Genomic DNA, 19,162 nt, shown 5'->3' with positions numbered 1-19,162 from the left:
CCTGCTCACGCTCCCGTGGCGACGAGGACGGCGGCGACCGCCAGGACGACGGTGCCGGCGAGCAGCGCGCTCACATAGGTCTGCACATTGCCGGTCTGGGCACGCCGTACGGCGATGCCGAGCCAGCGGGGTAGAGCACCCGCACCACGCACGTAGGTGTCGACGACCTCGCGGTCGAGGAAGCGGACGAGACTCGCGCCGCCCTGGACCGGGCGGACGAACAGGGTCCGGTACACCGCGTCGAGGTGGAAGCCGACGGCGGCATGCCGGTGCAGCGGGCCGAGCAGCAGCCGGCCCGGGTCCGCCGGGTCGGGCGCGTAGGCCACACCCCCGTACACGGGCGCGTGGCTGGCGATGGCCTCGGCCTCGACCTGGGCGGCGTCGCCCTCGGGGTGGGCCGCGACCGCACCCAGCGGGACGCGTGCCGCCACGGCCGCGAGGTGGCGCCAGGCCGCGTAGGTGACGATGCCGCCGACGAGGGCCACGCCCGTGCCGAGGACAGAGGTGGTGAGGGTCGGGGCGAGGTCGCGGCCGTCGAACCAGTCGGGGAGCACGCGGTAGGCGAGGGCGCCGACGGCGAGGGACGGGACGGCGAGCACCCACAGCACGACGGTCATCGTCAGGGGCTGCCTGCCGTGGTCGGGGGCCTCGGCGCCGTGGCCGTGGAAGGCCAGCAGCCACAGGCGCATCGCGTAGGCGGCGGTGAGCAGGGCCGTGAGCAGGGCGGTGACGAGGACGATCCAGCCCGCGGCACCGGGGGCGTGCTCGGTGTGGCCGGTGGCGACGTGCTCGGCGGCACCGAGGACGGACTCCTTGGAGAAGAACCCGCTGAACGGTGGGATCGCGGCGAGCGCCAGGAGCGCCACGGTCATCGTCCAGAAGGCGTCCGGGACGCGGTTGCGCAGGTGGGTCATGCGTGACATGGCGGCCAGCGAGTTGGTGCCGGCGGCGTGGATGATCACGCCGGCCGCGAGGAACAGCAGCGCCTTGAAAGCACCGTGGGACAGGAGGTGGAAGACGGCCGCACCGCGGTCGGCGACGGCGAGGGCGCCGGTCATGTAGCCGAGTTGACCGATCGTCGAGTAGGCGAGGACGCGCTTGATGTCGTCCTGGGCGAGCGCGGCGATACCCGAGCCGACCATCGTGACGGCGGCCATGACGGCGAGGACGATCATCGCGGCCTGGGAGGCCTCGAAGACCGGGAGGAGACGCGCGATGAAGTAGACACCGGCGGCGACCATCGTCGCGGCGTGGATCAGCGCGGAGACGGGCGTCGGACCCGCCATCGCGTCGGGGAGCCAGGTGTGCAGCGGGAACTGCGCCGACTTGCCCGCCACGCCCGCGAGGAGCAGCAGGGCGATCAGCGTCGGGTGGTCGAGTCCGCCGCTCGCGACGGTGCCGAGGATCTTCGTGATGCGGAAGGACCCGGCGTCGGTGGCCAGCGCGAACAGGCCGATGAGGAAGGGGACGTCACCGAGCTTGGTCACCAGGAACGCCTTGATGGAGGCGGCGCGTGCCTCCGGGGTCTCCCAGTAGTGGCCGACCAGGAAGTACGAGCAGATGCCCATGATCTCCCAGCCGACCAGCATCACCATCAGGTCGCCGGAGTAGACGACGAGCAGCATCGCTGAGGTGAACAGGGAGACGAGAGCGGCGTACGAGGGGTAGCGCGGGTCCTCGCGCAGGTAACCCGTGGAGTAGATCTGCACACAGGTGGCGACGACGCCGACGAGTACGGCGACGAGGGCGGCGAAGCCGTCGATGTACAGGGCGAGGTCGATCGGGACCGAGCCGGTGGGTGTCAGCTCGGTGGCGGCGTTGATCGCCTGGTCTCCGCCCTGGCGCACCGCGACCACCGCGGCGAGGACGAGGGACGTCAGCGTCGGCAGGACTGCGAGCGGGCGGACGAAGCCGGGAGCGGTGCGGCCCAGGAGCAGGCCGGCCGCGGCGCCGAGGAAGGGAAGGAGGGGGACGAGGACGGCGAGGGTGGTCGTGGTCACGCGGTGGCCTCGGCCTTCTCGGCCTGCGGGGCCGTGGAGGCGTCGCAGTCGGGGCCGTCGGTGTCGTGGCTCTCGGCGGTGTCGCGGAGCTTGTCGATGTCCGCGGTGCCGCGATTGCGGTGGACGGCGAGGACGATCGCCAGGCCGATGCCGATCTCGGCGGCGGCGATGGTGATGGTGAACAGGGTCAGCGCCTGGCCGGAGTGCAGGGTCTCCTCGGCGGTCTTGCTGAGCCAGACGTCGAAGGCGACCAGGTTGAGGTTGACGGCGTTGAGCATCAGCTCGACCGACATCAGGACCAGGATCGCGTTGCGTCGGGCGAGCACGCCGTACAGGCCGGTGCAGAAGAGGAGGGCGGAGAGTACGGCGGGATAGGCGAGGTGCATCAGCGGGCGCCTTCCTGCTCGGCCGGATCGGTTCCCTTGACCGGCTTGTTTCGCCCGGTCGGGTGATTACGGGAATCCGGGACGGATGGGGAACCACCGGTCACGGCGCGGGAGTTCACAGAGGGAGACCCCGACTCGGTCTTCGCCTTGCGGGACAGGACGATCGCGCCGACCAGGGCGGCGAGGAGGAGGACGGAGAGAGCCTCGAAGGGGAGGACCCAGTTTTGGAAGAGGCTCTCGCCGGTGGCCTTGGTGGAGCCTGCGGCAGGGCCGTCGAGGTCGATCCAGGTAGCGCGGAAGGCGTCCACGACCACCCAGATCAGGGTGGCCGCGGAGGCGACGGCCACGGTGAGGGCGGCCCAGCGGTTGCCGGAGTCGGCGTCCGGGGAGCGGCCGATGGGGGCCCTGGTGAGCATCAGACCGAACAGGAGGAGGACGACGACGGAACCGACATAGATGAGGACCTGCACCCAGGCGATGAATTCGGCGGTGAGCAGGAGGTACTCGATGGCGAGGCCGCCGAGCGTGACCACCAGCCACAGGGCGGCGTGCACCAGTTGCCGCGTGGTGACGGTGACCAGCGCGGCGCCGAAGGTGACCAGCCCCACCAGGAGGAAAACGATCTCGACGCCGGTCGGGGAGAGGAAGCCGTGGGTGTCGGCGGCCAGGTTCAGCGCGGTGGAGGTGGGGGTCACGACTCACCCTCCTGCGGCTCGGTCGCCTCGGTCGGCGCGGCCTCCGCAGCCTGCGTGGCCGCCAGCTTCTCGGCGGTCTTGCGAGCTGCGGCGATCTCCTTGGGCTCCTCCGCGCCGGGGTCGAGGGCGGGCGGGGCCGGCACGGTCCACATCCACTCACGGAGTTTGTCGCGCTCGTGGGTGAGCTCGCGGATGTCGGTCTCGGCGTACTCGAACTCCGGGGACCAGAACAGGGCGTCGAAAGGACAGACCTCAATGCAGATACCGCAGTACATGCACAGGGAGAAGTCGATGGCGAAGCGGTCGAGGACGTTGCGGCTGCGTTCGCGGCCGCCAGGGGCCGCCGCAGGGACCGTCTCCTTGTGGGAGTCGATGTAGATGCACCAGTCCGGGCACTCGCGGGCGCAGAGCATGCAGACCGTGCAGTTCTCCTCGAACAGGCCGATCACGCCACGGGTGCGGGGCGGGAGGTCGGGCTGGGTGTCCGGGTACTGCGCGGTGACGGACTTCTTCGTCATCGTGCGGAGGGTGACGGCCAGGCCCTTGGCCAGGCCACTGCCAGGAATCGATCGGCGGGGCCGCCCGGAGGGCGTCGTTGAGTGGTGGTGGTCGGGTGACGGGCGGGACATGGTTACTGGATCACCACCTTGACGATGCCGGTGAGGGCGATCTGGGCGAGGGAGAGGGGGACGAGGAGGGTCCAGGAGAGCTTCTGGAGCTGGTCCTCGCGCAGGCGGGGGTAGGTGACGCGGAGCCAGATCACGATGAAGGCGAGGAGTGCCGTCTTCAGCAGGGTCCAGACCCAGCCGAGGCCGTCGGCGCCCCAGGGTCCGTGCCAGCCGCCCAGGAAGAGAACGGTGGTCAGGCCGCACAGGACGACGATTCCGGCGTACTCGGCGAGGAGGAAGAGAGCGAAACGGAGACCGGTGTACTCGGTGTAGGCGCCGAAGATGATCTCCGAGTCGGCGACGGGCATGTCGAAGGGGGGTCGCTGCAACTCGGCCAGGCCGGCGATGAAGAAGACGATCGCGCCGACGATCTGCCAGGGCAGCCACCACCACTCGAAGGCGTCGAGGATGCCGGGGAGGGAGACGGTTCCGGCAGCCATCGCCACGGAGGCGGCGGTGAGCAGCATCGGGAGTTCGTAGGCGAGGAGCTGAGCGGCGGTGCGGAGGCCGCCGAGGAGGGAGAACTTGTTGGCGGAGGCCCAGCCGGCCATGAGTGAGCCGAGGACGCCGACGCCCATGACCGCCAGGACGAAGAAGATGCCCGCGTCGATGACCTCGCCGACCGCGCCCTCGCTGGGGCCGATGGGGATGGCGAGGAGGACGAGCAGGTACGGGAGGAGGGCAACCGCGGGGGCGAGCTGGAAGATGCGGCGGTCCGCGCCCGCCGGGACGACGTCTTCCTTCTGCGCGAACTTCACGCCGTCGGCGACGAGTTGGGCCCAGCCGTGGAAGCCGCCGGCGTACATCGGGCCGAGACGGCCCTGCATGTGGGCCATCACCTTGTGCTCGGTCTGGCCGATGAGCAGGGGGAAGGTGAGGAACACGACGAAGACGATCAGGAGTCGCAGGGTGACGTCGAGCGCGTCGTTCACTGCGGGCCTCCTGAGGGGTCTGTGCGGTTCGGGTGGTGCGGGTGGTTCGGGTTCTCGTCGGCGGCGTCTTCGGCGTCTTCGGGCGTGACTGCGGGGTCGGATGGGCCTGGCTTCGCCGGGGTCTCCGACGGTGCCTCGGCCTCGGGCTGGACCCCGGCTTCGGCCTGGGCCTCGGCTTCGGCCTGCGGCTCGGTCTGGGTCTGGGTCTGCTCCTCGGCCACGCTCTTCGGCTCGGGCTCGGGCTCGGGCTCGGGCTCGGGCCCGGGTCCGGGTCCGGGTCCGGGTCCGGTCTGCGGCTCGGCTCCGGGCCGTGGCTCGGCTGCCGGTTCGTCGAAGGCCGGGCGGGCGTGGTGCCAGGGGGCGTCCGAGCTGCGGGGGGCCGAGAGGGGCTTGGGGGTGGCCGACGGGGTGGAGGGTGTGGTGGCTTCGTCGGCCGGGTCAGCCGACGCCCCATCCGTTGCAGCCGCCTTGGACGCAGCCGCACCGGAAGCAGCTGCATCCGACGCCGCCTCGCGGGATGCCCCCATCTCGGAAGGGGTCCGCTGGCTTGCCGAGCCCTCGCCCGCGCTCCGCGTGCGGCGCGATGTGGTCGACGTGCCGGACGTGGTCGCCGGCGTCCCGGTGTCCGCCGGAGACCCGTCGGCCTCCGGCGAGTTCTCGGAATCCGTAGCGGCCGCCTCGCCGGCCGACGCCTCGGCTCCCGAAGCCGTCTCCTGCTGAGCCGTAGTGGGCGTCTCCCTGCTCGCATCCTGCTGACTGACCGACCCTTCGGCTGCCGTGCGCGCACGCCGCGCCGGACCCGTCGCGGGCGCTGCACCAGCCGAGGGTTCCGTCTGGCTGGCCGAGCCCTCCGCGGCCGTACGGGAACGCCGCGCTGCAGGAGCCCCACCCGCAGCCGGGGCCGCCGCCTGGCTGGCCGAACCCTCCGCCGCCGTACGCGACCGCCGCGCCGCACCCGCAGCAGGAGCGCCCGTCGGAGTCTCACCCGCAGCCGGCGTCTCCGCCTGGCTCGCCGAGCCCTCCGCCGCCGTGCGTGCGCGTCGGACCGGTCGCTCGCCCGCTGCGCGGGTCGGCCGTTCTCCGGGTGTGCGTGCGGCGCCGCGGGCCGGGCGGGCCGGGGCAGGGGGGAGTTGGCCCTTCAGGGGGCCCCATTCGTTCGGGTCGGGGACGCCTGGGGGCAGCATTTGGCGGCGTTTGGGGCCGCCGTGTTCGGACTCGCCGGGTTCCTTGGCGCCGGGCCAGGCCTTGGCGACGCGGGCGGCCAGGACGAAGTCCTTGCGGAGGGGGTGGCCCTCGAAGTTCTCCGGGAGGAGCAGGTGGTCGAGGGCGGGGTGGTCGGTGAACGCGACGCCGAACATTTCGTGCGTCTCACGCTCGTGCCAGGCCGCGCCCGCGTAGACGCCGATCGCGGAGGGCAGGGTCGGTGCCTCGTGCGGGACTGTCGTGCGGACCAGCAGGCGCCGTACCGGAGAGAGGGCGGCGACGTGAGCGGCGACGCGGAAGCCCGTGCCGGGTTCGTCGACGGCGCTCAGCCAGTCGAAGTAGGTGCAGCCCAGCTCGTCGCGGGCCGCTTCGAGTGCCGGGATCCAGGATGTCGGGGGGACGTCGACCGTCAGGACCTCGTAGGACTCCTCGGCCGTGGCCTCCGGGCCGAAGAGGTCCTCGACGGGGGCGGGCAGCCAGCCGATCGTCGTCATCGGTCGGCCTCCCCCGTGCCGTCGGCACCCGTTCCGCCGCCGGGCGCCCCCGGCCCGCGCACCAGCCCACTCTGCAACGCCGCCGTGGACGGCCGGGCCGTGCCGGCGCCGTACCGCTCCCCCAGCGACTCCCGCGCGATCTTCTCCTGGAGCTTCAGGATGCCCTGGAGCAGTGCCTCGGGGCGCGGCGGGCAGCCGGGGACGTACACGTCCACCGGGATGATCTGGTCCACGCCCTTGGTGACGGAGTAGGAGTCCCAGTACGGGCCGCCGCAGTTCGAGCAGGCGCCGAAGGAGATGACGTACTTCGGCTCGGGCATCTGTTCGTACAGGCGCTTCACGGCCGGGGCCATCTTGTCCGTGACCGTGCCCGAGACGACCATGAGGTCGGCCTGCCGGGGGCCGGGCGCGAAGGGGATCACGCCGAGGCGGATGAAGTCGTGGCGGGCCATCGACGCGGCGATGAACTCGATCGCACAGCAGGCGAGCCCGAAGTTGAAGACCCAGAGCGAGTAGCGGCGGCCCCAGTTCAGGATCACCTTCATCGGCTCGGGGGCGAGGCGGGCCAAGGCGCCCAGCCGCTTCGGCTCCGGGAGCAGAACGGGCTCCGGCGAATCCACTTCCGCGCGCTCCGGCGAGTTCACTTCTGGCGTCACGTCCATGCCAGGACGCCCTTCTTGTATGCGTAGAGCAGGCCCACGGCCAGGAAGCCGAGGAAGATGAACATCTCGACGAGGGTGGTCGCGCCGTAGCCCGGGTCGGCGAACACCGTCGCCCAGGGGAACAGGAAGATCGAGTCGATGGCGAAGATCACGTAGAGGAAGGCGTAGACGTAGTAGCGGACCTGGGTGTGGGCCCAGCCCTCGCCGACGGGGTCGACGCCGCACTCGTACGTCAGGAGCTTCTCGGGCGTGGGGACCACGGGGCGCAGCAGTCGGCCCGCCCCGAAGGCGACGGCGACGAACAGCACGCCGATGACGGCAAGCAGTCCGACGACCGAGTAGGACTGGAAGTAGTCCGCCGAGACGACGACGTAATGCACATCCGCCGCGACGACGACGGTCTGTTCCGACACGTCCGCCCCTCGCTCCCTGACCTCGTTGCCTACCAGTGTCCTGCGACCTGTGTTCTCGTGAACACCGCTGTTCGACGATCTGTACGCACGGGAGTCTAGGCCCTGCTAAAGACAGCGTAAGCAGCCCGTCACACGTTGAGATCTCGTCGAGACTCGCCCCAGGACGCCGCACGTCCGCCGTCGGGATACGGCGGCCGATCCCCGGCCGGTCGCGAGGTTCGGGGCGGGGGTGGGGATTTCCCCCGGAACACCGCGGCGGTCCGCCTCATGGCGCGGCGGCGCACCGCGCGGCACGCTAGCCCATATGACCGAAAGCCCCAGCCCTTCGTGGGACGCCTCCCGGCGTTCCGAGGGTGACCAGCCGCCGCTGCCGCCCGCCCGTTTCGCCTACGACCGGCACACCTGGAAGGAGATCGCGCACCTCCTGGCGAACCTTCCGATGTCGCTGCTCGGCTTCGTCTACGTCGTGACAGTGCTGTTCACCGGCGCCTTGCTGACGCTGACGGTGATCGGGTTCCCGCTGCTCGCCGCCGGCCTGCTGGGCGCGCGGCAGTTGGGCAAGCTGGAGCGCTCCCGCGCGCGTGCGTTGCTCGGGTTGCAGGTGGACGAGCCGAGTCGGCTGCCGTTGCGCGGCGGCAAGGACGGCTTCTTCCCACAGCTGTGGCTGGCGCTGAAGGACCCCGTCGGCTGGCGCACGATCCTGTACGACTTCATCCGCCTGCCCTGGGGCGTCCTCACCTTCGCCATCACGCTGACCTCACTGTTCGTGCTGTGGCCGGTGCTGCCGTTCATCGCGCGGGGCCTGGCGAACGCGGACCGGGCGATGGTGCGCAGCCTGCTGTCGCCCTCCGACGAGCTGGAGCGCCGTATCGCCGAACTGGAGTCGGACCGGGGGGTCGTGGTGGACACGGCCGCGGCCGATCTGCGGCGCATCGAGCGCGACCTGCACGACGGCGCGCAGGCCCGTCTGGTCAACCTGGCCATGGGGCTGGGGCTGGCCAAGGAGAAGCTGCTGGAGGATCCCGACGGGGCGGCCTCGATGGTCGCGGAGGCGCACGGCGAGGTGAAACTGGCGCTTCAGGAGCTACGGGATCTCGCCCGCGGCATCCATCCGGCCGTCCTCACCGACCGCGGCCTGGATGCCGCCCTTTCGGCGGTCGCGTCGCGCTGCACGGTGCCGGTGAAGGTGACCGTCGACCTGCTGTCCAGACCGGCCGCGGCCATCGAGGGCATCGCTTACTTCACCGTCTCCGAACTGCTGCAGAACGTCAGCAAGCACAGCGGCGCGAAGTCGGCGTCGGTCGAGGTGTGGCGTTCGGACGAGCGGCTGCTCATCCAGGTGGGGGACGACGGCCGCGGGGGCGCCCGCCTCGACGGCGGCACGGGCATGCGCGGTCTCGCCGACCGGCTGGACGCCGTGGACGGCCTGTTCGTCATCGAGTCACCCCGGGGCGGCCCTACGACCGTGACGGCTGAGCTGCCCTGGCGCGACCGCGTTCCCGGGCAGGAGTAGCGCAGGGGTAGGGAAAACCCCCCGTTCAAGACGCCGACGGCCTCCATGGTCCGTGGACCTGCGGCGCAGCAGGGTTGGAGATACGACGGCACAGCCCCGGGGCGGGGCTGACGGGACGAGGAGAACGGACGACGCCGATGGCCACGGAGTACGGACAGGGCTACGGGCACGGGCTCGGTTACCCCGAGCACGGCCTTCCCGAGCAGGGTGGCGAGCGACGGCACCGGCTGCCGGCCGGGCTGCGGGCGCCGTTCGAGGCACGCAGCTGGCGCGAGTTCGGGTACGTGCTGCTGAGCCTGCCGATCAGCATCCTGCTGTTCGTGTACGCGATCACGATGGTGTCGCTGGGAGCGGGCCTGCTGGTGACGTTCCTCGGCATCCCCGTGCTGGCGGCGGGGCTCGCCGGCTGCCGGGCCTTCGGGGCGCTGGAGCGGGCACGCGCGCGTGCGTTGCTGCACCTGGAGGTGGCCGACCCGGAGCCGCTGCGGATGCGCCGGCGCGGGTTCATGGCGTGGATGGGCGCCGTACTGAAGAGCGGGACGTCGTGGCGGAGCGTGCTGTACGCCGTGCTGCACTTCCCGTGGGCGGTGTTCTCCTTCGTCGTCGCCGTGAACGTCTGGGCGTACGGCTGGGCGCTGCTGACGTATCCGCTGTGGTTCTGGGTGTTCCCGATGTGGGCCGGCCAGGACGGCCTTCAGGTGTACGGCGACGAGACGCACCAGTTCTACCTCGACAACCCCTTCGAGATCACGGTCACCGCGCTGGTGGGCCTGCTGTTCACACTGGCCACGCCGTGGATCGTGCGGGCGCTGACGCAGGTGGACCGGCTGCTGGTGCACGGCCTGCTCGGCCCGTCGCGGCTGGCCACGCGCGTGGTGGAGCTGGAGTCGGACCGCGGCGTCGTCGTCGATACGGCCGCTGCGGACCTGCGGCGCATCGAGCGCGACCTGCACGACGGCGCCCAGGCCCGCCTGGTGGCTCTGGCCATGGATCTGGGTCTGGCGAAGGAGAAGCTGACGGAGGACCCGCAGGCGGCGGCGCGGATGGTCGACGAGGCGCACGGCGAGGTGAAGACGGCGCTTCAGGAGCTGCGGGATCTGGCCCGCGGGATCCATCCGGCGGTCCTGACCGACCGGGGGCTGGACGCGGCCCTGTCGGCGGTGGCCTCGCGGTGCACGGTGCCGGTGGAGGTCCAGGTGGATCTGGAGGAGCGGCCGGTGCCGGCGATCGAGGGGATCGCCTACTTCACGGTGTCGGAGCTGCTGCAGAACATCAGCAAGCATGCGCGGGCCACATGGGCGGCCGTGGATGTGTGGCGGGTGGAGAACCGGCTGATGCTGCAGGTCGTGGACAACGGGATCGGCGGCGCCGACATATCCGCGGGATCGGGGCTCGCCGGGCTGGCGGAGCGGCTTGACGCGGTGGACGGGATTCTGGTGGTGGACTCGCCGGTCGGTGGGCCTACGCGGGTCACGGCGGAGCTTCCCTGGCGGACCGTGTAGCCGCATCTGTAAGCCCACTGTGTAGTTCGACGTAAGCCCACTGTGTTAGTTCGACAAATGTCATCGGCCTGGAGCGGACCTCGTCCGCCTCCAGGCCATCGTCACGCCCCCACGGCCCTTCTTCGGCCCCGGCTCTTCGGCCCCCGGCTCTCCGTCTCTTGCAGGCGAGCGCTCCCCGAGCACGCGCCCCCAAAGACGCCTCCTTTGTCCTCAAGCGATCCCAACCGGCTCGGGCAGGTTATCCACAGGCCCGGTGACGGAGAGCAGATCGCGGGATACTGAGGTCGCGAGGACGACAGGGCCGGGGCACGCTCGGCCGAATGCCGAGGCACGGGGGGCCGGGGATCGTGGAGGACAGGGTGCGGGTGGTCATCGCCGAGGATTCGGTGCTGCTCAGGGAGGGGCTGACCCGGCTGTTGACCGACCGGGGGCACGAGGTCGTGGCCGGCGTCGGGGACGGCGAAGCGTTGATCAAGACCATCACGGAGCTGGACACACAGGGCGAGCTGCCGGACGTGGTGGTGGCGGACGTCAGAATGCCGCCGACGCACACCGACGAAGGCGTGCGGGCGGCCGTGCAGCTGCGCAGGACGCACCCCGGACTCGGGGTACTCGTACTGTCGCAGTACGTGGAGGAGCGGTACGCCACGGAACTGCTGGCCGGTTCCAGCCGTGGAGTCGGCTATCTGCTCAAGGACCGCGTGGCGGAGGTTCGGGAGTTCGTGGACGCCGTCGTGCGGGTGGCCCAAGGGGGTACGGCCCTCGACCCGGAGGTCGTCGCCCAGCTGCTGGGCCGCAGTCGTAAGCAGGACGTGCTGGCGGGGCTCACCCCGCGGGAGCGGGAGGTCCTGGGGCTGATGGCGGAGGGGCGGACCAACTCCGCGATCGCCCGGCAGCTGGTGGTGAGCGACGGCGCCGTCGAGAAGCACGTCAGCAACATCTTCCTCAAGCTCGGGCTGAACCAGAGTGACGGAGATCACCGACGCGTTCTCGCGGTCCTCACCTATCTGAACTCCTGACGGACTGACACCGTGTCAGTCAAATAGGCAACCTCTCGCGCGGCACCCACCGAACAGACCGGCCGACAAGCACGGAAGCGGCAACCGAACGAAGAACGGGGAGCGTCTTCAAAAGAAGCGCCGGGGGGCGCGTAAATCATGACAAGTCAGGGTGGCGAACCAGCGCAAACCGACGTCCGTCATGCGAATGGCCCAGGGAGGGCGACCTTTGCGGACGTAGGGTTGATCCTGGGAAGGCTTGCGGGAAGGCCAGCGCAGACAGCCGCCTCGAAGGAGGTCCAGTTCAGTGACCAGCCAGGTCAGTAGCCCAGCGGAGCAGGCCGACGAAGCCGTCGTGGGAGAGCAGCGCAAACCGGCAGGGACGAAGGACGTCCGCCGGCTGGACCGGGTGATCATTCGTTTCGCGGGGGACTCGGGCGACGGTATGCAGCTCACCGGCGACCGTTTCACCTCGGAAACGGCGTCCTTCGGCAACGACCTGTCGACGTTGCCGAACTTCCCGGCCGAGATCCGCGCTCCCGCCGGCACTCTGCCGGGCGTGTCCTCCTTTCAGCTGCACTTCGCCGACCACGACATCCTGACCCCGGGCGACGCGCCGAACGTGCTGGTCGCGATGAACCCGGCGGCCCTGAAGGCCAACATCGGCGATCTTCCGCGGGGCGCGGAGATCATCGTCAACACGGACGAGTTCACCAAGCGGGCGATGCAGAAGGTGGGCTATGACACCAGCCCCCTGGAGGACGGCTCGCTCGACGGTTACAGCCTCCATCCGGTGCCGCTGACCACGCTGACGGTCGAGGCGCTCAAGGAGTTCGACCTCACCCGCAAGGAGGCCGAGCGCAGCAAGAACATGTTCGCGTTGGGCCTGCTGAGCTGGATGTACCACCGGCCGACGGAGGGCACCGAGAAGTTCCTGACGTCGAAGTTCGCCAAGAAGCCACACATCGCGGCGGCGAACATCGCGGCCTTCCACGCGGGCTGGAACTTCGGGGAGACGACCGAGGACTTCGCCGTCTCCTACGAGATCGCGCCGGCGACGACGGCCTTCCCGGTCGGCACCTACCGCAACATCTCGGGGAACCTCGCCCTGTCCTACGGGCTGATCGCCGCGTCCCGCCAGGCGGATCTTCCGCTCTACCTGGGCTCGTATCCGATCACCCCGGCCTCGGACATCCTGCACGAGCTGAGCCGGCACAAGAACTTCGGTGTGCGTACCTTCCAGGCCGAGGACGAGATCGCGGGCATCGGTGCGGCGCTGGGTGCGGCCTTCGGCGGTTCGCTGGCGGTGACCACGACGTCCGGCCCCGGTGTGGCGCTGAAGTCGGAGACGATCGGGCTGGCGGTGTCGCTGGAGCTGCCGCTGCTGGTGATCGACATCCAGCGCGGCGGGCCCTCGACGGGGCTGCCGACCAAGACCGAGCAGGCGGACCTACTGCAGGCGATGTTCGGCCGCAACGGCGAGGCACCGATCCCGATCGTCGCCCCGTGCACCCCGGCCGACTGCTTCGACGCGGCCCTGGAGGCGGCGCGGATCGCGTTGACGTACCGCACTCCGGTGATGCTGCTGTCGGACGGCTATCTCGCCAACGGCTCGGAGCCCTGGCGGATCCCGGAGCTGGAGGAGCTGCCGGATCTGACCGTGCAGTTCGCGCAGGGCCCGAACCACACCCTGGAGGACGGCAGCGAGGTCTTCTGGCCGTACAAACGCGACCCGCAGACCCTCGCCCGGCCGTGGGCGATCCCGGGCACGCCGGGCCTGGAGCACCGGATCGGCGGCATCGAGAAGGAAGACGGCACGGGCAACATCTCCTACGCCCCGGCCAACCACGAGTTCATGGTCCGCACCCGCCAGGCCAAGATCGACGGCATCGAGGTGCCCGACCTGGAGGTCGACGACCCGCACGAGGCGAAGACGCTGGTGCTGGGCTGGGGATCGACGTACGGCCCGATCACGGCCGCGGTCCGCCGGCTGCGCACCGCCGGTGAGTCGATCGCACAGGCTCATCTGCGCCATCTGAACCCGTTCCCGCGCAACCTGGGCGTGGTACTCGGACGCTACGAGAAGGTGGTGATCCCCGAGATGAACCTCGGCCAGCTCGCCACTCTGGTCCGGGCGAGGTACCTGGTGGATGCCCACTCGTACAACCAGGTCAACGGCATGCCGTTCAAGGCGGAACAGCTCGCCAAGGCTCTCAAGGAGGCCATCGATGCCTGAGACGTCCACGGAAGGCACGGGCACGATCGAGGCACTTTCGCTGATCCCCAAGGCCGAGGCCCGCCAGTCCATGAAGGACTTCAAGTCCGATCAGGAAGTGCGCTGGTGCCCCGGTTGCGGTGACTACGCGATCCTCGCCGCGGTCCAGGGCTTCATGCCGGAGCTGGGTCTGGCCAAGGAAAACATCGTCTTCGTGTCGGGCATCGGCTGTTCGTCGCGCTTCCCGTACTACATGAACACGTACGGCATGCACTCCATCCACGGCCGCGCCCCCGCGATCGCGACCGGGCTGGCCACGTCGCGCCGGGACCTGAGCGTGTGGGTGGTGACGGGCGACGGTGACGCGCTGTCGATCGGCGGCAACCATCTGATCCACGCCCTGCGCCGCAACGTCAACCTCAAGATCCTGCTGTTCAACAACCGGATCTACGGTTTGACGAAGGGCCAGTACTCCCCGACCTCCGAGGTCGGCAAGATCACCAAGTCGACGCCGATGGGCTCGCTGGACGCGCCCTTCAATCCGGTGTCCCTGGCCATCGGCGCGGAGGCGTCCTTCGTGGCGCGGACGGTCGACTCCGACCGCAAGCACCTCACCCAGGTGCTGCGCGAGGCGGCCGCCCACCGGGGTACGGCGCTGATCGAGATCTACCAGAACTGCAACATCTTCAACGACGGCGCCTTCGAGGTCCTCAAGGACAAGCAGCAGGCCGAGGAGGCCGTGATCCGGCTGGAGCACGGGCAGCCGATCCGCTTCGGCACCGATGGCGCCCGCGGCGTCGTCCGGGACCCGCAGACAGGCGACCTGAAGGTCGTCACCGTGACCGCGGAGAACGAGTCGCAGGTCCTGATCCACGACGCCCACTGCGCATCCCCGACCACGGCCTTCGCCCTGTCCCGCCTGGCCGACCCGGACACCCTGCACCACACCCCGATCGGCGTGCTGCGCTCGGTGGAGCGTCCGGTGTACGACACGCAGATGGCGGACCAGCTGGACACGGCGATCGAGCAGAACGGCAAGGGGGATCTGGCCGCGCTGCTGGCGGGTGGGGACACCTGGACGGTGGTGGGCTGACCGGTCCGGCACGTTCGAGGAGAGTCGAGGGCCTGGATGTCGTACGGCATCCGGGCCCTCGGTCGTTCCGGCCGGGTCCTGCCGGGGCCCGGGTCCTGCCGACTCCTGGGTCCTGCCGTTCAGAAGCCGCTCCAGGCGCCCGCTCAAGGAGCCTCTAGGAGCCGCTCTTACGCGCGTCGTACGCGTCCCGCGCCTTCTCCACGTCTTCCATCCGGTCCTTGGTCCACAGCGCCAGTCCGCGCACTTGTTCCGCCGCCTCGCGGCCCAGGTCGGTCAGGGAGTAGTCGACCCGCGGAGGGATCACCGGCTGGGCGTCCCGATTGACCAGGCCGTCCCGTTCCAGGGTCTGGAGGGTCTGGGTCAGCATCTTCTCGCTGACCCGGCCGATCGCCCGGCGCAGTTCGCTGAAGCGGTAGGGGCGCTCCATCAGTTCGATCAGGACGAGGACGCCCCAGCGGCTGGTGACGTGCTCCAGGACCAGGCGGTAGGGGCACATCTGCTCGCCGATGTCGTACTTCCCCGTGGTCGCGCTCGTCGTCATGCTCGCCATGTCACTTACTGCCATACCAGTACCTTACTTTGAAGTGGGTACTTTCGTCGAGTTAGTGCACCTCCTAGGGTTAGTGCCAACGCACCCCACAAGGAGTTCTGATCATGAGCATCGTCGTCACCGGAGCCACCGGACACCTCGGCCGCCACGTCGTGGAGCAGTTGCTGGAGAAGGTTCCGGCCGACCAGGTCACCGCTGTCGTACGCAGTCCCGAGAAGGCCGCCGACTTCGCCGAGCGCGGCGTGAAGATCGCCGTCGCCGACTACAACGCGCCCGAGACCTTCGACGGACTGTTGGCTTCCGGCGACAAGGTGCTGCTCATATCCGGCAGCGAGGTGGGCAGCGACCGCGTCGGCCAGCACAAGGTCGTCATCGACGCCGCAAAGGCAGCCGGTGTCGCCCTGCTCGCCTACACCAGCGCCCCCGGCAGCCTCACGGCCGCCCTCGCCGACGACCACCGCGGCACCGAGAAGGTCCTCCTGGAGTCCGGGCTGCCGTACGCGCTGCTGCGCAACGGCTGGTACCACGAGAACTACACCGAGAACCTCGCCCCGGTCCTGCAGTACAACGCCGTCACCCACGCCGCCGGCGAGGGCCGCGTCTCCTCCGCCTCCCGCGCCGACTACGCGGCCGCCGCCGTCGCCGTACTGACCGGCGAGGGGCACGAGAACCAGACGTACGAGCTGGGCGGCGACGTCGCCTGGAGCCTCTCCGAGTACGCCGCCGAACTGAGCCGGCAGACCGGCAAGGAGATCGCCGACAACCGCGTCTCCGCCGACGCCCTGGTCGGCATCCTGACCGGCGCGGGGGTGCCCGAGCCGTTCGCCGTGATCCTGGCGGGCGTGGACGCCTCCATCGAGAAGGGCGAGCTGGTCGTCGGCAGCGGGGACCTGTCCCGGCTGGCCGGCCGTCCGACCACGCCGCTGGCCGAGGCGATCGCGGCCGGACTCAAGGCCTGAGATCCCATGAACCGACTCCCCCGGTTCTTCCTGGGCGCGTCACCCTCGCCTGTCATGACCGTATGGCGATACGGGCATGACAGGCGGGGGCATTCGGCGTTACCTTCGTGCAGACCGTCGTATGGGCGCGGTCCGGTGTGTGCGCGAAGGAGGGGCCGTGAGCGGGATGTCGCAGGGAGAGCGGCGTATAGGACTGCTGAACGGCTTCGCCGCGTATGGGATGTGGGGGCTCGTTCCCCTCTTCTGGCCTCTGCTGAAGCCCGCCGGCGCGGACGAGATCCTCGCGCACCGGATGGCCTGGTCCCTTGTCTTCGTGGCGGTCGCGCTGGTCTTCGTGCGGCGCTGGGCCTGGGCGGGTGAGCTGATACGGCAGCCGCGGCGGCTGGCGCTCGTCACCGTTGCCGCGGCCGTGATCACCGTCAACTGGGGCGTCTACATCTGGTCCGTGAACTCGGGACACGTGGTCGAGGCGTCCCTCGGGTACTTCATCAATCCGCTCGTCACCATCGCGATGGGCGTGCTGCTGCTGAAGGAGCGGCTGCGGCCGGTGCAGTGGACGGCGGTGGGGGTCGGCCTCGCGGCCGTGATCGTGCTGACCGTCGGGTACGGGCGGCCGCCGTGGATCTCCCTCGTCCTCGCCTTCTCCTTCGCCACGTACGGGCTGGTGAAGAAGAAGGTCAACCTCGGCGGCGTCGAGTCGCTGGCCGCGGAGACCGCGATCCAGTTCCTGCCTGCCGTGGGGTATCTGGCGTGGCTGGCGGCGCACGGGGAGTCGACGTTCACCTCGGAGGGGCCCGGGCATGTGGCCCTGCTGGCGGCCACCGGTGTCGTGACCGCCCTGCCGCTCGTCTGCTTCGGCGCGGCCGCGATACGCGTGCCACTCTCGACGCTGGGGCTGCTGCAGTACCTGGCGCCGGTCTTCCAGTTCCTGCTCGGCATCCTGTACTTCCATGAGGCGATGCCTGCCGAGCGGTGGGCCGGGTTCGCGCTGGTGTGGCTGGCGTTGACCTTGCTGACGGCCGATGCGTGGCGCTCCGCGCACCGGGGCAGGGTGGCCCGGCTCAGCGTGCCGCGGGTGGAGAAGCCGGCGTCCGCCGCGGTGGACGCCTGAAGCACCGGCAGACACCGGACGGACCGACACTGGCCACACCGGCAGACACCGGACGAACCGAAACTGCCCACACCGGCGGACACCAGACGGGCTGAGACTGCCCCGCCCCGGCGATTCTCATTGCGGCCTCCTCCCTCACCCCATATGAGTGGTCGCATGACACAGGCACCGAAATCCACCTCCGCGCCCGCCCCCCTCCACTGGAAGCTCGTCGTCGACAGCGCCAACCCCCAGTCCCAGGCCGACTTCTGGGCCGCCGCGCTGCACTACGAGGTCGAGGACAACGGCGCGTTCATCGAGCGGCTGCTGGAGCTCGGCGTGCTGCCGCGGGAGGACGTCGTCGAGTTCCACGCGCGTCTCGCCTTCCGGGACCTGGTGGCCGTACGGCATCCGGACGACCCGTACGACAAGGACAGCGGAACCGGGCTGGGGCGGCGGGTGCTGTTCCAGCGCGTGCCGGAGGCGAAGTCCGTCAAGAACCGGCTCCATCTCGATCTGCACGCGGCGGCCGGGGAGCGCGAGAGCGAGGTCCAGCGGCTGCAGAGGCTGGGGGCGAGTGTGCTGCGGCACGTGAAGGAGCCGGGCGGGGAATGGGCGGTGATGGCGGATCCGGAGGGGAACGAGTTCTGCGTGCAGTGAGGCATGCCGGGACCCTCAAACCCCCTCCAGGCCCCGAACTTCCTGCGCCGGCAGCCCTCTTGACGGAGAGTCAGGCTTAGCTCCACGATCCAGGCACCCCATTCACTGTGGCTCCCCTGTGGCCACCCCACAGGGAGCCCCCTGGAATTCGGAGCCCCCCACATGAAGCTCTCCGTCTCCGGGCGCGCGATGACGGCCGGTACCGTCGCGGCCGTCCTGCTGCTGACCGGCGGATCCATAGCCGGCGCGGCACCCGCGCCCTCCGTCGCCGCCGCGCCCGACATACCCGTGGCGAGCGTGAAGGCCCACCTCACCCAGCTCCAGTCCATAGCCGCCGCCAACGGCGGCAACCGCGCCCACGGCCGCCCCGGCTACAAGGCGTCCCTCGACTACGTGAAGGCCAAACTGGACGCGGCCGGGTACACCACGGCCATCCAGCAGTTCACGTCCGGCGGCCGTACCGGCTACAACCTGATCGCCGACTGGCCCGGCGGCGACACCAACCAGGTCGTCATGGCCGGCTCGCACCTCGACAGCGTCTCCTCCGGCCCCGGCATCAACGACAACGGCTCCGGCTCCGCGGCGGTCCTGGAGACCGCGCTCGCCGTGTCGCGGGCCGGCTATCAGCCCACCAAGCATCTGCGGTTCGCCTGGTGGGGCGCGGAGGAGCTGGGGCTCGTCGGCTCCCGCTACTACGTCAACAACCTCTCCTCCGCCAACCGCGCCAAGATCAGCGGCTATCTGAACTTCGACATGATCGGCTCGCCGAACGCCGGCTACTTCGTCTACGACGACGACCCCGCGATCGAGAAGACCTTCAAGGACTACTACGCCGGCCTCGGCGTCGCGACCGAGATCGAGACCGAGGGCGACGGCCGCTCCGACCACGCGCCGTTCAAGAGCGCGGGCGTGCCGGTGGGCGGGCTGTTCACGGGGGCCAGCCGTACGAAGACCGCGGCGCAGGCGGCCAAGTGGGGCGGTACGTCGGGACAGTCCTTCGACCGCTGCTACCACTCGTCCTGCGACAACACGTCCAACATCAACGACACCGCCCTGAACCGCAACAGCGACGCCGTCGCGTACGCGGTGTGGGAGCTGTCGGAGTAAGGCACCGGATCTTCGGCCTCGA

At 70.1% G+C, this 19,162-nt stretch carries 18 protein-coding genes; 9 read left to right on the top strand and 9 right to left on the bottom strand.

The window, feature by feature from the left end; translation table 11 throughout:
• Positions 1-5: 5 nt before the first annotated feature.
• The 8 genes from ACWGDB_RS19060 to ACWGDB_RS19025 all read right to left on the bottom strand — a co-directional run bounded on the left by ACWGDB_RS19060 (position 6) and on the right by ACWGDB_RS19025 (position 7,453).
• A complete protein-coding gene (locus ACWGDB_RS19060) occupies positions 6-2,000 on the bottom strand; it encodes an NADH-quinone oxidoreductase subunit 5 family protein (protein WP_453823478.1) in 1,995 nt (664 codons plus the stop codon).
• Positions 1,997-2,386 carry an NADH-quinone oxidoreductase subunit NuoK gene (gene nuoK / locus ACWGDB_RS19055; protein WP_453823477.1) on the bottom strand — a complete coding sequence of 130 codons (390 nt, stop codon included), beginning with the start codon at positions 2,384-2,386 and terminating at the stop codon, positions 1,997-1,999. Before nuoK ends, ACWGDB_RS19060 begins: the two co-directional genes overlap by 4 nt.
• Positions 2,386-3,081 carry an NADH-quinone oxidoreductase subunit J family protein gene (locus ACWGDB_RS19050; RefSeq protein ID WP_453823476.1) on the bottom strand — a complete coding sequence of 232 codons (696 nt, stop codon included), beginning with the start codon at positions 3,079-3,081 and terminating at the stop codon, positions 2,386-2,388. The genes nuoK and ACWGDB_RS19050 overlap by 1 nt, the downstream gene beginning before the upstream one ends.
• Complete coding sequence (locus ACWGDB_RS19045; RefSeq protein ID WP_451170474.1) at positions 3,078-3,599, bottom strand: 4Fe-4S binding protein; 522 nt, start codon at positions 3,597-3,599, stop codon at positions 3,078-3,080. Before ACWGDB_RS19045 ends, ACWGDB_RS19050 begins: the two co-directional genes overlap by 4 nt.
• A gap of 113 nt (positions 3,600-3,712) precedes the next feature.
• Positions 3,713-4,681 carry a complex I subunit 1/NuoH family protein gene (locus tag ACWGDB_RS19040; protein ID WP_453823475.1) on the bottom strand — a complete coding sequence of 323 codons (969 nt, stop codon included), beginning with the start codon at positions 4,679-4,681 and terminating at the stop codon, positions 3,713-3,715.
• Positions 4,678-6,378, bottom strand: a complete 1,701-nt coding sequence (locus ACWGDB_RS19035) for an NADH-quinone oxidoreductase subunit C (protein WP_453823474.1) — start codon at positions 6,376-6,378, stop codon at positions 4,678-4,680. Before ACWGDB_RS19035 ends, ACWGDB_RS19040 begins: the two co-directional genes overlap by 4 nt.
• Positions 6,375-7,040, bottom strand: a complete 666-nt coding sequence (locus ACWGDB_RS19030; RefSeq protein WP_453823473.1) for an NADH-quinone oxidoreductase subunit B — start codon at positions 7,038-7,040, stop codon at positions 6,375-6,377. Before ACWGDB_RS19030 ends, ACWGDB_RS19035 begins: the two co-directional genes overlap by 4 nt.
• Complete coding sequence (locus tag ACWGDB_RS19025) at positions 7,031-7,453, bottom strand: NADH-quinone oxidoreductase subunit A (RefSeq protein ID WP_328424719.1); 423 nt, start codon at positions 7,451-7,453, stop codon at positions 7,031-7,033. Before ACWGDB_RS19025 ends, ACWGDB_RS19030 begins: the two co-directional genes overlap by 10 nt.
• A 304-nt stretch (positions 7,454-7,757) precedes the next feature.
• Here ACWGDB_RS19025 and ACWGDB_RS19020 point away from each other — a divergent pair, with 304 nt between their 5' ends.
• The 5 genes from ACWGDB_RS19020 to ACWGDB_RS19000 all read left to right on the top strand — a co-directional run bounded on the left by ACWGDB_RS19020 (position 7,758) and on the right by ACWGDB_RS19000 (position 14,774).
• Complete coding sequence (locus tag ACWGDB_RS19020) at positions 7,758-8,966, top strand: sensor histidine kinase (protein WP_453823472.1); 1,209 nt, start codon at positions 7,758-7,760, stop codon at positions 8,964-8,966.
• Positions 8,967-9,103: 137 nt separating this feature from the next.
• Positions 9,104-10,468, top strand: coding sequence for a sensor histidine kinase (locus tag ACWGDB_RS19015; RefSeq protein ID WP_453823471.1), 1,365 nt, complete (start codon positions 9,104-9,106; stop codon positions 10,466-10,468).
• Positions 10,469-10,815: 347 nt separating this feature from the next.
• Positions 10,816-11,487, top strand: coding sequence for a LuxR C-terminal-related transcriptional regulator (locus ACWGDB_RS19010; protein WP_453823514.1), 672 nt, complete (start codon positions 10,816-10,818; stop codon positions 11,485-11,487).
• 286 nt (positions 11,488-11,773) lie between these two features.
• Complete coding sequence (locus ACWGDB_RS19005) at positions 11,774-13,702, top strand: 2-oxoacid:acceptor oxidoreductase subunit alpha (RefSeq protein ID WP_453823470.1); 1,929 nt, start codon at positions 11,774-11,776, stop codon at positions 13,700-13,702.
• Positions 13,695-14,774 carry a 2-oxoacid:ferredoxin oxidoreductase subunit beta gene (locus ACWGDB_RS19000; RefSeq protein WP_453823469.1) on the top strand — a complete coding sequence of 360 codons (1,080 nt, stop codon included), beginning with the start codon at positions 13,695-13,697 and terminating at the stop codon, positions 14,772-14,774. Before ACWGDB_RS19005 ends, ACWGDB_RS19000 begins: the two co-directional genes overlap by 8 nt.
• 154 nt (positions 14,775-14,928) lie before the next feature.
• Here ACWGDB_RS19000 and ACWGDB_RS18995 read toward each other — a convergent pair whose 3' ends face one another.
• Positions 14,929-15,339: a winged helix-turn-helix transcriptional regulator gene (locus ACWGDB_RS18995; RefSeq protein WP_453823468.1), complete on the bottom strand. Its 411-nt coding sequence runs from the start codon at positions 15,337-15,339 to the stop codon at positions 14,929-14,931.
• Positions 15,340-15,428: 89 nt separating this feature from the next.
• On the opposite strand from ACWGDB_RS18995, the gene ACWGDB_RS18990 reads away from it, so the two are divergent.
• The 4 genes from ACWGDB_RS18990 (at position 15,429) to ACWGDB_RS18975 (ending at position 19,140) form a co-directional block, all read left to right on the top strand.
• Positions 15,429-16,283 (top strand): SDR family oxidoreductase, encoded by an 855-nt coding sequence (locus ACWGDB_RS18990; RefSeq protein ID WP_453823467.1) that lies wholly within the window; start codon positions 15,429-15,431, stop codon positions 16,281-16,283.
• 166 nt (positions 16,284-16,449) lie between these two features.
• Positions 16,450-17,394, top strand: a complete 945-nt coding sequence (gene rarD, locus ACWGDB_RS18985; RefSeq protein WP_453823513.1) for an EamA family transporter RarD — start codon at positions 16,450-16,452, stop codon at positions 17,392-17,394.
• 156 nt (positions 17,395-17,550) lie between these two features.
• Positions 17,551-18,033: a VOC family protein gene (locus ACWGDB_RS18980; RefSeq protein ID WP_453823466.1), complete on the top strand. Its 483-nt coding sequence runs from the start codon at positions 17,551-17,553 to the stop codon at positions 18,031-18,033.
• Positions 18,034-18,195: 162 nt separating this feature from the next.
• Complete coding sequence (locus tag ACWGDB_RS18975; protein ID WP_453823465.1) at positions 18,196-19,140, top strand: M28 family metallopeptidase; 945 nt, start codon at positions 18,196-18,198, stop codon at positions 19,138-19,140.
• Positions 19,141-19,162: the final 22 nt, after the last annotated feature.

It is taken from the genome of Streptomyces sp. NPDC055013 (assembly GCF_053608645.1).
Note: the sequence above shows the minus strand (reverse complement) of the source record. Positions and strands in the feature narration are given on the sequence as shown.

What these genes read in the sequence shown, in the direction of transcription:
- ACWGDB_RS19000 (WP_453823469.1), top strand. Translation starts at nt 13,695, where the DNA reads ATGCCTGAGACGTCCACGGAAGGCACGGGCACGATCGAGGCACTTTCG.
- ACWGDB_RS18975 (WP_453823465.1), top strand. Translation starts at nt 18,196, where the DNA reads ATGAAGCTCTCCGTCTCCGGGCGCGCGATGACGGCCGGTACCGTCGCG.
- ACWGDB_RS19035 (WP_453823474.1), bottom strand. Translation starts at nt 6,378, where the DNA reads ATGACGACGATCGGCTGGCTGCCCGCCCCCGTCGAGGACCTCTTCGGC.
- ACWGDB_RS18980 (WP_453823466.1), top strand. Translation starts at nt 17,551, where the DNA reads ATGACACAGGCACCGAAATCCACCTCCGCGCCCGCCCCCCTCCACTGG.
- ACWGDB_RS18995 (WP_453823468.1), bottom strand. Translation starts at nt 15,339, where the DNA reads ATGGCAGTAAGTGACATGGCGAGCATGACGACGAGCGCGACCACGGGG.
- ACWGDB_RS19020 (WP_453823472.1), top strand. Translation starts at nt 7,758, where the DNA reads ATGACCGAAAGCCCCAGCCCTTCGTGGGACGCCTCCCGGCGTTCCGAG.
- rarD (WP_453823513.1), top strand. Translation starts at nt 16,450, where the DNA reads ATGTCGCAGGGAGAGCGGCGTATAGGACTGCTGAACGGCTTCGCCGCG.
- ACWGDB_RS18990 (WP_453823467.1), top strand. Translation starts at nt 15,429, where the DNA reads ATGAGCATCGTCGTCACCGGAGCCACCGGACACCTCGGCCGCCACGTC.
- ACWGDB_RS19015 (WP_453823471.1), top strand. Translation starts at nt 9,104, where the DNA reads ATGGCCACGGAGTACGGACAGGGCTACGGGCACGGGCTCGGTTACCCC.
- nuoK (WP_453823477.1), bottom strand. Translation starts at nt 2,386, where the DNA reads ATGCACCTCGCCTATCCCGCCGTACTCTCCGCCCTCCTCTTCTGCACC.
- ACWGDB_RS19030 (WP_453823473.1), bottom strand. Translation starts at nt 7,040, where the DNA reads ATGGACGTGACGCCAGAAGTGAACTCGCCGGAGCGCGCGGAAGTGGAT.
- ACWGDB_RS19045 (WP_451170474.1), bottom strand. Translation starts at nt 3,599, where the DNA reads ATGACGAAGAAGTCCGTCACCGCGCAGTACCCGGACACCCAGCCCGAC.